Here is a 12977-nt window from a genome sequence, read left to right as displayed (position 1 = left end):
AAGCATTGATATAACGCGACATTTGCACTTTAGCTGGAGGGGCAACTTGGAGGTTTATTCAGATCAAACTGCGTTAGCGTTCGATGTGGGAAAGATTAGGGCCCTAAAGGATACGAATTACAACCAATAAAAAAGGAGAGCCGAAGCTCTCCTTTCCTTAAACCTAAACTGCTAATTAAAGAGCAGCTTTCGCTTTTTCAACTAGTACAGCAAATGCTGCTTTGTCGAATACTGCGATGTCAGCAAGAATCTTACGGTCGATCTCGATAGATGCTTTCTTAAGACCGTTGATGAAACGGCTGTAAGATAGACCATTTTGACGAGATGCAGCGTTGATACGTGCAATCCATAGTTGACGGAATTGACGTTTCTTGTTGCGACGGTCACGGTAAGCGTATTGACCAGCTTTAGTAACTGCTTGGAAAGCTACGCGGTAAACACGTGAACGTGCACCGTAGTAACCTTTAGCTTGTTTTAGAACTTTCTTATGACGTGCACGAGCTTGTACACCACGTTTTACGCGAGGCATTATGCTTCTCCTAAACTAAACGATTGATAACTAAAAAGAATTAAGCGTATGGTAGCATACGAAGTACTGCAGCCACTTCACAACGTGGAAGGATTGCATTTGGACGTAGCTGACGCTTGTTCTTAGTAGTACGCTTAGTCAGGATGTGACGTTTAGTAGCGTGCTTAAACTTAATACCACCAGCAGTTTTCTTAAAACGCTTAGCAGCACCTTTGTTGGTTTTCATCTTAGGCATGATGAATAACTCCGCATTGTTGAGTTGTTTATAACAATAGTAATTAGGGCGAACAAAACCCAACCGCCAGACCTTTAAAGGACTACGGCTAGGTTTTCTTACTTGTAAAAGCCGTTAATTACTTCTTTTTAGGGGCCAGCACCATGATCATCTGACGGCCTTCAATCTTCTTAGGGAAAGATTCGACAACAGCAAATTCTTCTGTGTCGGCTTTCAAGCGATTTAGTACGTCAACACCGATGTCTTGGTGAGCCATCTCACGGCCACGGAAGCGAATTGTTACCTTCACTTTGTTGCCGTCTTCTAGGAAACCAGTCAGGTTGCGTAGTTTTACCTGATAGTCTCCAATGTCAGTTCCAGGACGGAATTTAACTTCCTTAATCTGAACCTGCTTTTGCTTTTTCTTCTGCTCTTTCGCAGATTTGCTCTTTTCAAAGAGGAATTTGCCGTAGTCCATCACTCGACAGACTGGTGGCTCAGCGTTAGGACTGATCTCAACCAGATCCATGCCTGCTTCTTCAGCAGCTGCGATCGCTTCTTGAATCGATACAACGCCAACTGATTCACCGTCAGCGCCAGTTAAACGAACTTCACGAACGCCACGAATTTCACCGTTTAAACGGTGTGGGTTTGTTTTTACCGGCTGTTGGCCGCGTCTTCCGCCTTTAATAGCTTATTCCTCCAGATTGAGCTTACGGCTAGCGATCTCGTCTTGGATGTATGCGATAAAGTCATCCACTTTGAACTTTCCGAGATCCTTACCTTTACGAGTACGTACTGCAATTTCGCCAGCTTCCATTTCTTGGTCGCCACAAACTAGTAAGTACGGCACACGCTTTAAAGTGTGTTCGCGGATTTTAAAGCCAATCTTCTCATTTCTCAAGTCCGCTTTAGCTCTAATTCCACTTTTTTGTAGTTTTTGAGCAACTTCTTGTGCGTAGTCAGCCTGTTTGTCAGTAATATTCATGATTACTGCTTGTTCTGGCGCCAACCAAGTTGGGAAGAAGCCCGCGTAGTCTTCGATAAGAATACCGATGAAACGCTCTAGAGAACCTAGAATTGCACGGTGAATCATCACTGGCACTAGGCGCTCATTGTTTTCACCCACGTAAGTTGCACCAAGGCGACCAGGTAGGTTGAAGTCTAGCTGAACTGTACCACATTGCCATGCACGGTCTAGACAGTCGTATAGTGTGAATTCGATCTTAGGACCGTAGAATGCACCCTCGCCTTCTTGAATCTCGTATGGAATTTCCATTGATTCTAGAGACTGTTTCAATGCTTCTTCAGATTGATCCCAGATTTCATCTGAACCTACACGCTTCTCTGGGCGAGTAGACAGTTTCACAACGATGTTGTCGAAACCAAATGTTTGGTAAGTATCGTAAACCATCTTAATACAGCTGGTTACTTCCTCTTGGATTTGGCTCTCAGTACAGAAGATGTGAGCGTCATCCTGAGTAAAGCCGCGTACACGCATGATGCCGTGTAGTGCGCCTGATGGTTCATTACGGTGACAAGAACCAAACTCTGCCATACGTAGTGGTAGATCACGGTAAGATTTCAAACCTTGGTTGAAGATTTGTACGTGACCTGGGCAGTTCATTGGCTTGATCGCGTATTCACGGTTCTCAGAAGAAGTTGTGAACATCGCATCTGCGTATTTGTCCCAGTGACCTGAACGTTCCCAAAGAACGCGGTCCATCATTAGTGGGCCTTTTACTTCTTGGTAACCGTATTCGTTTAGCTTATCGCGAACAAATACTTCTAGATCACGGAAGATAGACCAACCATTGTGGTGCCAGAACACCATACCAGGTGCTTCTTGCTGCATGTGGAATAGGTCTAGTTGCTTACCGATTTTACGGTGGTCACGCTTAGCCGCTTCTTCTAGACGAGTAAGGTGCGCTTTTAATGCTTTCTTATCATGGAAAGCGGTACCGTAAATACGTTGAAGCATTTTATTGTCGCTATTACCACGCCAGTATGCGCCCGCAACATTCAGCAGAGTGAAATGTTGGCAGAAGCCCATATTAGGTACGTGAGGACCACGACACATGTCGATGTATTCTTCATGATGGTAAAGACCTGGACGATCGTCGCGAGAGACGTTCTCATCCAAGATTTCCATCTTGTAGGTTTCGCCACGCGCTTCAAATGCGTCTCGCGCTTCCTGCCAGCTTACTTTCTTCTTAACAACTTCGTATTTGGTTTTCGCCAGCTCTTTCATACGCTTTTCGATCTTCTCAAGATCTTCTTGCGTTAGCGACTCTTCTAAATCGATATCGTAGTAGAAGCCGTTGTCGATGGTTGGACCGATCGCCATTTTCGCATTTGGGTAAAGCTGCTTAATTGCGTGACCAAGAAGGTGAGCACAAGAGTGACGAACGATTTCTAGACCGTCTACTTCATCTTTAACTGTGATGATTTCAAGGCTTGCATCTTCTTCAATTAGATCACATGCATCTACGCGTTGGCCATTCACGCGACCCGCGATGGTTGCTTTCGCAAGACCTGGACCGATAGATTGAGCGACTTCAAGAGTAGAAACTGGGTTGTCAAATTGACGCTGACTGCCGTCAGGAAGTGTAATAATAGGCATTTTTTATCCTTACAGTGGTGTTGCACACCAAGCAACACTTGCTGGTTTTAACCATCTCAAAATATTGAAATGATTAGTAAATTTGGTTGTTTGATTCGTGGCCAGAGACAAATACGGATGCCCCTTTCTACGACCAAGCGCACATTGTAACCGAAGTTGACAAAATAACAATCAAAGTCACAAAATTTAGTGAATGTTAAGGTAAGACACTGAACAGCTTCTACTCTGACTATCAAGGCATCTCAGCTCTAGCAAAAACAAAAAAGCCGGCAAGATTCACTCTCACCGGCGGTTAAGATCATCGCCTTCACATGCAGTTATAGTTTAAAGAACGACAGTTGTGCTTTTTGCTTTTCAGCAAGTTGTGAGAGTTCACCACTAGCTGCCGCACTTTGAGTAATACCAGAGACATTCTGGCTAACCAACTCAGACATATTAACGACGTTACGACTAATGTCTTGCGTTACTTGAGACTGCTGCTCTGCCGCTGTTGCTACTTGTGTATTGGTGTCATTGATACGAGAAACCGCATCTGTAATACCTAACAGCATATCGTTAGCATGGCGCGCCAGTTCATTATTCTTATCCAACATATCAAGACTTAGCTGCATACTTTCATTCGCCACACCCGATTGTTTTTGTAGCTCTTCAATAATGCCTTGAATCTCAACCGTTGATGCTTGAGTACGAGCCGCAAGCATACGAACTTCATCCGCTACAACAGCAAAACCACGTCCTGATTCGCCAGCGCGGGCCGCTTCAATCGCGGCATTCAGCGCCAACAAGTTAGTTTGTTCTGAGATACCACTGATCACTTCAATCACATTGTTGATTTGCTCAGACTGCTCTTTCAGCTTAGTCACCACTTCAGCGGCATCATTAAGCGCAAAACTCATTTTTTCACTTGCTGCGCTGCTTTCTGCAAAAGTTGCCAATGCTGTTTGTGCCAGTTGGTCAGTATCACGTGCAGTACTGTCGGCAACTTGAGCGTTGTCACTCACATTATCTGCAGTGCACGAGAGTTCATTAACCGCTGAGGCCACTTGCTCAATCTCCGCCATCTCTTGGTGTGCATTTTGCTCCGCTTGGGTCATCACCGCGGCAAGTTCGGTCGATGCTGAAGCCACTTCTTCACTAATGCGAATCAATTGATCGACGGTGTGTGAAAGCTGCTCTACTGTCGAGTTTACATCTTTGCTTAAAGCAACAATCTCGTTGTCACCCTCTTCCGCTGCACGTACCGATAAATCACCTTGCGCCACTCTACGCATGACGCCTTGTAATTTTTGTACTGGCGTTACGATAAGTCCTGATAAATACCAAGCAACCATAAGCGAAATAACGAATACGCCAATCACTACCCACATTGCGATATTTTGTACTTTTTGATTATCTTTTTCGCTTTCAAGCATCGCCAGATTTGCGGAGGCATTGACGCGCTGTGCCAAATCATTAATCGCTTTTACCATCACGTCACCCGACTTGCGGTATTTAGCGATAAATGCATTGTATTCATGCTTAGCCACCAAACCTTGGTCACGGCGGTCAAAGAAACTCACTGCTTGGTATGAGTAATCAACATACTGACCCACTGCCGTCTCTACTTTGCTTAGCTCACTGTTAAATGTGCCGCGCTGTTTCATTACTTCGAAATCCTTTTCGATAAGATCCATACCGCGCTTTAACTCGGCTACGAAACTGTCGCGGCGTGACGAATCGTAAATGGCGTACACTGCACTTATACGCAATGGGTAAATAATGTCATCGATATGCGACAGTTTATCAGTATAAAAAACCTGCGAATCTGCATTTGCTGCAATTTCAGCTTGTTCTTGTTGTAGAGCGTCTTGTGTTGCCCATAAAGCGATAAATAACGCAACAGTCGTAAACAGAACAGGGACGAGGATCTGTTTACGGATAGAAAGGTTGTTCAAAGAGAAAAGCATGCATAGCCTCAGTAAAATAACAATCAGTCTGCATCCATGCCGTGGGAACTATCCCACCCTTCATTCCGGGGGCGCGGAGTTTATTACAGATTATGTCACTAAGTCTAGCGATTAAGTTGCTAATTTTTATGGACTTATATTGGAGAACGAAAGAAAGTTAAGGAATTGATATCAGAGCGATGAGCAAGTCGACCCAAATGTATCTGAGCGACTTGCTAAGGGTAAGGAAAACCCTACAAATTAGAGCTTAAAGAAAGACAGCTGAGCTTTCTGTTTTTCAGCCAATTGAGACAACTCGTTGCTCGCCGAAGCACTTTGACTAATACCTGACACATTTTGACTGACTAATTCAGACATGTTAACCACGTTACGGTTGATATCTTGTGTCACTTGCGACTGCTCTTCTGCTGCCGTCGCGACTTGCGTATTTGCATCATTAATACGAGTCACAGCCTCAGTAATACCTACCAATGCATCATTGGCATAACGAGACAGTTCATTGTTTTTCTCAAGCATCTGCAAGCTGAGTGTCATACTCTCGTTCGCTAGTCCCGATTGCTTTTGTAGCTCTTCAATAATGGCTTGAATTTCGCCGGTAGACTCTTGTGTGCGAGCGGCAAGCATCCGAACTTCATCTGCAACTACTGCAAAACCTCGTCCAGACTCACCCGCTCGCGCCGCCTCTATCGCCGCATTCAGCGCAAGTAAGTTCGTTTGTTCTGAAATACCACTAATTACTTCTATAACGTTGTTGATTTGTTCAGACTGATCTTTCAAGCGAGTAACAACTAAAGCGGCGTCATTGAGGGAGGCACTCATTTGCTCGCTTGCCATATTGCTTTCATTGAAGGTGGATAGCGCAGATTGCGCGAGTTGCTCAGCTTCTCTTGCTGTGCTATCCGCTACTTGCGCATTATCACTCACATTATTCGCAGTACTCGCCAATTCGTTAACTGCAGAGGCAACTTGCTCAATTTCCGCTTGTTCTTGATGCGAGTTCTGTTCAGCTTGATGCATTACTGCTGCCAGTTCGGTGGATGCCGACGCTACATCCTCACTAATCCGAATCAAATGATCAGTTGTTGCCGCCAATCGCTCAACCGTTTGATTGACATCTCTATTGAGCCTTGCTATTTCGTTGTTACCATCAGCATCGCAACGAATCGTTAAATCCCCTTCGGAAACACGGTGCATCACCACCTGTAATTTTTGAATTGGAGCGACGATCTTACCCGAAAGCAGCCATGCGACAATGACAGATAGAACCAAAACACCCAGAACAGTCCAAGACGCAATATTCTGTACTTTAAGCATATTGGCATCTGTTTCGGCCATAACTTGATTATTAACAGTATTCACCCGAGACGATAACAGATTGATAGCTTCAGCCATCTCATTCCCTGCTGCTCGATATTTTTGAATAAAATCATCGTATTCTTGAACACCGACGAGCCCTTGGTCACGCAAGGCAAAGAAATCAGCCGCTTCTTTTGCAATAACAACATACTGACTTATTTTTGAATTAACCACTTGAGCTTCAGCAGCAAATGTTCCTCTCTTTTCAAAACTTTGCAATACCGATGTAACTTCACGCAAACCGGTATTTAATTCAGTTAGAAACGTCTCTCTTCGCTTTGAATCATAAATGGCGTACACAGCACTAATACGTAGCGGGTAAACACTGTCATCAATATGAGCAAGAGAATCTTTGTAAAACATCAATGATTGCGTATGGTCTGCCATCATGGCCTGCTCAGCTTGCAGTTTTTCCTTTGCTATCCAAAGAGCGGCGATCAAAGCGACGACCGTAAAAACTACTGGTAGCAAAACTTGCGCCCGAATGGAGAGGTTTTTCATTGAAATTTGCATATCTATCCCTAAGTTTATCTAAATTTTGCCAATTACATTGAGTCATGAAATGGCGATGCATGCTATTGCATACAAAATTCAAAAACCGAGATCGCAGTCATATAGTTCAAACAAACCACCAACCTATAGAATTAAATAATTAAATCTAGGTCAATTATCAGTTTAAAAAACCAATAAACACCAAAAAAACCAGCTAATAAACAGAAGCCAGAGCAGGCTCTGGCTTCAGCTATAAAACAAGCAAATAACTCTAAAAATCGTAACGTACACCTAAACGTAAGGTGTCTTCTCCGGCTATGACTAAATCTGTCGCAGGGTCTTTCACTTCATCTACATTGTTGATGTAGTAAGACAAGTATGTACGGAAATTACTATTGAATTTATAGTAACCCACCAACTCGATGCCATCTGTATCATCATACTTGGTGCCATTGCCTAGCTCATTTTCTTGATAGGTGTATAACGCAGCTGCAGAGAATTCTGTGGTGAATTGATACTCCGCAACAAACTCCATTGCTTCAAACTCTTTATCGTCGGTACCGGTGGCCTTATCGTCAATATCGCCTTGCGAATAGGTGGCTGCTAGGTAAAGGTTCTCTAATGTGTAACCAATACCGAATAGCGCTTGAGATTCACTGCCGGCACCTTTGCCTAAATCACCACCTGACAAGGCTAAACCTAGATCTAATCCCAGAGGCAACGAGTAAACACCAGCGATACCATAAGCATCACTATCTTCTTCTTTTTCAGCTTGATAAGTGGCTTGCACGAGCAGTGCATCGGATTCAAACGCATAAGCAAAAACGCTATCTTGCTTATCACTTGATGCATCAACAACCTGCTGAATGCCCGAGAATTCAGTGATATCAGTAAAGTCAGAAATGATCACAGACGCCATATCTTGACGCCCAAAGGAAACCGCTTGGCTACCAAATTCAACGCCAGCATACATATAACGATTTTCAAATTCGCTAGACCCTGTATCTTGCTCTGCTTCATAGACTGCAAAAGCAGTTAACGAATCGTTGATCTGCGACTTACCTTTTAGATTTAAGCGGGCACGAGTGCTGTCATCCATTGTTCCTTCAATTTCTGCACCTTTAGAGGTACCAATAAAGTCACCACGAAACTCTACTCGACCGCCTACTTTTAGCTCAGTACCTTCTGAACTATACACTTTTGCCGCCAATGCCGAACCTGAAGTTAGACCGGCGAAAACGGCTAACGCCACTGCTGCGTGTTTCATCTTTCTTTCCCTAATCGATTAATGGTGAGCTTATCGCTCTGTGTTTGAATACCCATTAACCTAAACAAGAAAAATGAAGCTCAAGTGGCACATTTATTATGGTTATGTTTAATAAATTATTGATTTACATGACGGATACATGAATCGGTTAGCGTTCATCTTTTGGCGAAGCCATCACCACCATGGTGGCAATCGAGTTTACAAACTCACATTCACCCAAAACATCCGCGTGGAATTTCTTGTAGCTTATGAGATCCTGAGTCTCTACACGCAGTAAGTATTCCGTTGCCCCCGTAATGCTATGGCATTCCACCACTTCATCAACAAAGCGAACATGCTCTTCAAAGGCAAGTTGAGCTTGCTTACTGTGATTGGACAAGCCAATCGAAACATACGCAATAAAACCGATTCCTAGCTCGCTCGTATTCAGCTTAGCTTTATATCCTGCAATGACGCCACGCTTCTCTAAATCTTGCACGCGACGTAAAGTCGCTGAGGGAGAAAGCCCTATTCTTTCTGCCAGTTCGACATTGGCAATCCGACCATCCTTTTTTAACTCTTGCAATATTCTCTCGTCAAACCGATCCATTTCGACCTCTTATTGTGAATTTAATGCTCAGCCACACAATAAAAGCACAAAATTGAGCCAAGTTCTACGTAGACTATTTCTTAGCCACTAAAAACTTATTCCAAGGAGATCAGCAAGATTATGCAATGGGAACATTTAACGGCTTTGGCTTTATTTGCCTTTGTCTCAACCTTTACCCCCGGTCCGAACAACCTCATGCTAATGACCTCTGGCGCGAATGTCGGCTTCAATCGCACCTTGCCACATATGCTGGGTATCACGATTGGTTTCCCAGTCATGGTGATTTTGGTTGGATTTGGCTTAGTCGAAGTCTTTGCTCGCTATCCTGTCATTCACCAAGTATTGAAAGTCATGAGCTTGAGCTATCTGTTTTACTTAGCGTATAAAATCGCACGTAGTCAGCCACCCCAAACAGGAAATGAAACGTACACACCGCTCAGCTTCTTACAAGCCGCTAGCTTTCAATGGGTCAATCCCAAAGGTTGGTCGATGGCGCTCACCGCAGTTACCGTTTACAACCCAGACAATAGCTTGCTCGGTCTTGGACTGATCGCGTTTATCTACGCCTTGGCAAACCTTCCATCAGGCACGTTTTGGATCGTTGCTGGCAAGCAGTTGCAATACTTCCTCACTAATGCAAAACGCATTCGTCTGTTTAACTATTCGATGGCAGCCCTGTTAGTGATTTCAACCTTGCCGATGATGTAGTTCACTATTAGTAAACTGCATCGAAACGACGTAACAAATGTAAATTAGTTAAAAGATGCTGCGTAGTAGCCGAAATAGGTGGTAATCTAAATGAGAAGAAGAATACTTATCGAGTGCCACAATGCAAACAACGCCATCTCAAGCTGTTACGGTTCGTAGTAACCAAATCATTACACCAAACATGCAGCGCCTTCTGCTACAAGGCGACGTTCTAGCAAACTTCCCCGCTGATTGTGAAGGCGGCTACATCAAGCTGCTATTTAATGCGCTAGGGGGCACTGATCTATCCAGTGTTCCTGAAGGTCAACGCCCAATGATGCGCACCTACACAATTCGTCGCTTTTTAAGCGATGAAAATGCAATTGAAGTGGATTTTGTTCGCCATATTACTGAAGATAACCAATGTGGCTTTGCCTCTCGTTGGGCAATGAACGCACAACTTGGTGATACCATTGAGATTCGCGGTCCTGGTTCGATTTCTAACCTAAATCATGATGCAGATTGGTTTGTGCTTGCAGCCGACATGACCGCACTTCCGGCGCTATCGGTCAAGGTAAAACAACTGCCTAGCGATGCCAAAGGCTATGCCGTAATCCAGGTGGTAAGCCAAGAAGATATCCAGCCTTTAGAAGTACCAGCAGGTATTGAAGTGCATTGGGTGACAGAAGAACTGTCACAAGCGGTTCGCGCTCTACCTTGGCTTGAAGGTCAAGCTTCAGCTTGGGTCGCATGTGAATTCGATTCAATGCGTGGACTGCGCCAGTACCTTCGTAACGAGAAAGAGCTTAAGCGCGACTATATCTACATCAGCAGTTACTGGAAGCAAGGCGTGGCTGAAGATGGTCATAAAGTTATCAAGCAGCAAGATGCTCAAGAGAACGACCAGTAATCTCTAACAAACGATGTTTTGTTTGCATTAGCCCTTCATTGCCGGCGTGACAGGTCGGCAATGAATAGCAAAAGCCTCACTTTTTTGGGGCTTTTAAATCCAACACATATCTCTTCATTTCGAGATGCTATTCCGCCATACGCTCAGCAAGGAAATCAATCAACAAACGCACTTTCGGTGATAGATTACGGTTTTGCGGATACAGAGCCCAAATCCCCTCCCTCTCATCGCGATACTCCTTAAGCACTTCAACCAACTCACCACTATCTAAGGCACTTTGCACGTAGTAGTCCGGCAGCTGAATCAAACCGAGCCCGCGCTTCGATGCATCCATAAGAGCAAAACCAGAGTTACACTGAATTCGACCACTCACTCGAACCGATTTTTCACTGTTGTTTTGTCTAAAACGCCAATGTGCCATATTGCTGACTAAGCATTGGTGATGTACCAATTCCGACAAGCTATGAGGCGCGCCGTATTTTTCAATGTATTCAGGACTGGCACAAACATACAGTTGGCGTGAAGCCAGTCTTTTCGCCACTAGCGTCGAATCACGCAGACGACCAAGACGGATTGCCACATCAAACCCAGCTTCAATTAAGTCCACGGTTTGGTTGGATAGATCCAATTCCAAATCAATTTGCGGATAACTCAGTAAGAATTCATTCAGTAAAGGGGCAACATGCATTTCGCCATACGTGACTGGGGCAGTAATTTTAATCTTACCTTTCGGTACTGCTTGTAAGTCTGTTACCGCAAGCTCTGCGAGCTCCAATCCTTCCACTAAAAGCTTACATTGTTCAAAGTACACCATACCCGCTTCCGTTAAGGTGACTTTACGCGTGGTGCGATTAAGTAGCTTAACCGCTAAACGCTCTTCCAATGCAGAGACTCGGCGACTGATTTGCGCCACTGAGGTATTCAGTTTTTTCGCCGCTCCGGTAAAACTAAACGTTTCTGCCACCGCGACAAACTCACTCACCCCTTCCCAACTCGCCATATCAAACTCTCATTATTACAAATGCGTAAAAATCATTTACATAATAACCCGATTATCATTTGAAATGAAATACATAAAATAAGCACCATCTTGATGAGGCAGCAATACAGCTTAACCTCAACTACCTTTAATAGATTATTCGATGCCGGTGTTAAACACGGGCAACACTAGAAGGAAAACGCAATGGCGCTTGAAATCAAACCAGGTCAAACTCACATCAAATCAAAAGCTATGGTTGCTTGGGCAGCTGGCGAACCATTAAAAATGGAAGAAGTGGATGTTCAACTGCCAAAAGCAGGCGAAGTATTAGTTCGCATCGTAGCAACTGGTGTATGTCACACTGACGCATTTACGCTTTCAGGTGACGATCCAGAAGGTATCTTCCCTTCAATTCTTGGTCACGAAGGTGGCGGTATCGTTGAAATGGTTGGTGAAGGCGTAACCAGCGTTGAAGTTGGCGACCACGTTATCCCTCTTTACACCGCTGAATGTGGCGAATGTAAGTTCTGTAAATCGGGTAAAACTAACCTATGCCAAGCCGTTCGTGAAACGCAAGGTAAAGGTCTAATGCCTGACGGTACTAGCCGCTTCTCAATCAACGGTGAAACTATCTTCCACTACATGGGTTGTTCAACGTTCTCTGAGTACACAGTACTGCCAGAAATTTCATTGGCGAAAGTAAACAAAGAAGCGCCACTTGAAGAAGTTTGTCTACTAGGTTGTGGCGTAACCACAGGTATGGGTGCGGTACTAAACACAGCTAAAGTAGAAAAAGGCGACAACGTTGCGGTATTCGGCTTAGGCGGTATCGGTCTATCTGCAATCATCGGTGCTCGCATGGCTGGTGCAAACCGCATCATCGGTGTTGACATCAACGAAAGCAAATTTGAGCTAGCAAAACAACTTGGCGCAACTGACTGCATCAACCCAATGAAATTCGACAAACCAATCCAAGACGTGATCGTTGAGATGACTGACGGTGGTGTGGAATACTCATTTGAATGTATCGGTAACGTTAACGTGATGCGTCAAGCACTAGAGTGCTGTCACAAAGGTTGGGGCGAATCAGTGATCATCGGTGTTGCTGGTGCAGGTCAAGAGATCTCTACTCGTCCATTCCAACTTGTTACTGGCCGCGTATGGCGTGGTAGCGCATTCGGCGGTGTTAAAGGTCGTTCTGAGCTACCAGAGATCGTTGAGCGTTACATGGCGGGTGAATTTGGTTTGCAAGAGTTCATCACTCACACCATGGGTCTACAAGACGTAAACGAAGCATTCGAACTAATGCACAAAGGTGAATCAATCCGTACTGTTCTACATATGGATAAATAATCCTACCCAGTTCAAACAAACTCGCTCTCTAG

Annotated in this window: 12 protein-coding genes; 3 read left to right on the top strand and 9 right to left on the bottom strand. The window is 44.4% G+C overall.

From position 1 onward, the window contains the following. Window positions 1-175: 175 nt before the first annotated feature. The 8 genes from rplT to IRQ95_RS07690 form a co-directional block, all read right to left on the bottom strand. Window positions 176-529: a 50S ribosomal protein L20 gene (gene rplT / locus IRQ95_RS07725; protein WP_004401084.1), complete on the bottom strand. Its 354-nt coding sequence runs from the start codon at window positions 527-529 to the stop codon at window positions 176-178. Between the two features lie 40 nt (window positions 530-569). Further along, a complete protein-coding gene (gene rpmI, locus IRQ95_RS07720; RefSeq protein WP_194436393.1) occupies window positions 570-764 on the bottom strand; it encodes a 50S ribosomal protein L35 in 195 nt (64 codons plus the stop codon). Window positions 765-882: 118 nt separating this feature from the next. Then, window positions 883-1434, bottom strand: a complete 552-nt coding sequence (gene infC / locus IRQ95_RS07715; protein WP_075650585.1) for a translation initiation factor IF-3 — start codon at window positions 1432-1434, stop codon at window positions 883-885. 3 nt (window positions 1435-1437) lie between these two features. Beyond that, on the bottom strand, window positions 1438-3366 hold the full coding sequence (gene thrS / locus IRQ95_RS07710; RefSeq protein ID WP_194436392.1) for a threonine--tRNA ligase: 1929 nt from the start codon (window positions 3364-3366) through the stop codon (window positions 1438-1440). A gap of 317 nt (window positions 3367-3683) precedes the next feature. Beyond that, window positions 3684-5312 carry a methyl-accepting chemotaxis protein gene (locus IRQ95_RS07705; RefSeq protein WP_194436391.1) on the bottom strand — a complete coding sequence of 543 codons (1629 nt, stop codon included), beginning with the start codon at window positions 5310-5312 and terminating at the stop codon, window positions 3684-3686. 240 nt (window positions 5313-5552) lie between these two features. Next, a complete protein-coding gene (locus IRQ95_RS07700) occupies window positions 5553-7181 on the bottom strand; it encodes a methyl-accepting chemotaxis protein (RefSeq protein ID WP_194436390.1) in 1629 nt (542 codons plus the stop codon). Between the two features lie 250 nt (window positions 7182-7431). Beyond that, a complete protein-coding gene (locus IRQ95_RS07695) occupies window positions 7432-8427 on the bottom strand; it encodes a porin (protein ID WP_194436389.1) in 996 nt (331 codons plus the stop codon). Between the two features lie 148 nt (window positions 8428-8575). Continuing rightward, the gene (locus IRQ95_RS07690) at window positions 8576-9016 is read right to left on the bottom strand and encodes an Lrp/AsnC family transcriptional regulator (RefSeq protein ID WP_194436388.1); all 441 of its coding nucleotides are present in this window, start codon (window positions 9014-9016) and stop codon (window positions 8576-8578) included. A gap of 120 nt (window positions 9017-9136) precedes the next feature. Between IRQ95_RS07690 and IRQ95_RS07685 the strand changes: the two genes are divergently transcribed. Both IRQ95_RS07685 and IRQ95_RS07680 read left to right on the top strand, forming a co-directional pair. Further along, window positions 9137-9724: a LysE family translocator gene (locus IRQ95_RS07685; RefSeq protein WP_194436387.1), complete on the top strand. Its 588-nt coding sequence runs from the start codon at window positions 9137-9139 to the stop codon at window positions 9722-9724. 121 nt (window positions 9725-9845) lie between these two features. Beyond that, window positions 9846-10613, top strand: coding sequence for a siderophore-interacting protein (locus IRQ95_RS07680; protein WP_194436386.1), 768 nt, complete (start codon window positions 9846-9848; stop codon window positions 10611-10613). 127 nt (window positions 10614-10740) lie between these two features. Here IRQ95_RS07680 and IRQ95_RS07675 read toward each other — a convergent pair whose 3' ends face one another. After that, the gene (locus IRQ95_RS07675) at window positions 10741-11613 is read right to left on the bottom strand and encodes a LysR family transcriptional regulator (protein WP_075650599.1); all 873 of its coding nucleotides are present in this window, start codon (window positions 11611-11613) and stop codon (window positions 10741-10743) included. A gap of 183 nt (window positions 11614-11796) precedes the next feature. Between IRQ95_RS07675 and IRQ95_RS07670 the strand changes: the two genes are divergently transcribed. Next, window positions 11797-12945 (top strand): S-(hydroxymethyl)glutathione dehydrogenase/class III alcohol dehydrogenase, encoded by a 1149-nt coding sequence (locus IRQ95_RS07670; protein ID WP_075650601.1) that lies wholly within the window; start codon window positions 11797-11799, stop codon window positions 12943-12945. Window positions 12946-12977: the final 32 nt, after the last annotated feature.

Source organism: Vibrio fluminensis (genome assembly GCF_015278125.1).
Classification (GTDB): Bacteria; Pseudomonadota; Gammaproteobacteria; order Enterobacterales; family Vibrionaceae; genus Vibrio; species Vibrio fluminensis.
The sequence above is the reverse complement of the archived record's forward strand: the minus strand, read 5'-3'. Positions and strand labels throughout refer to the sequence as shown.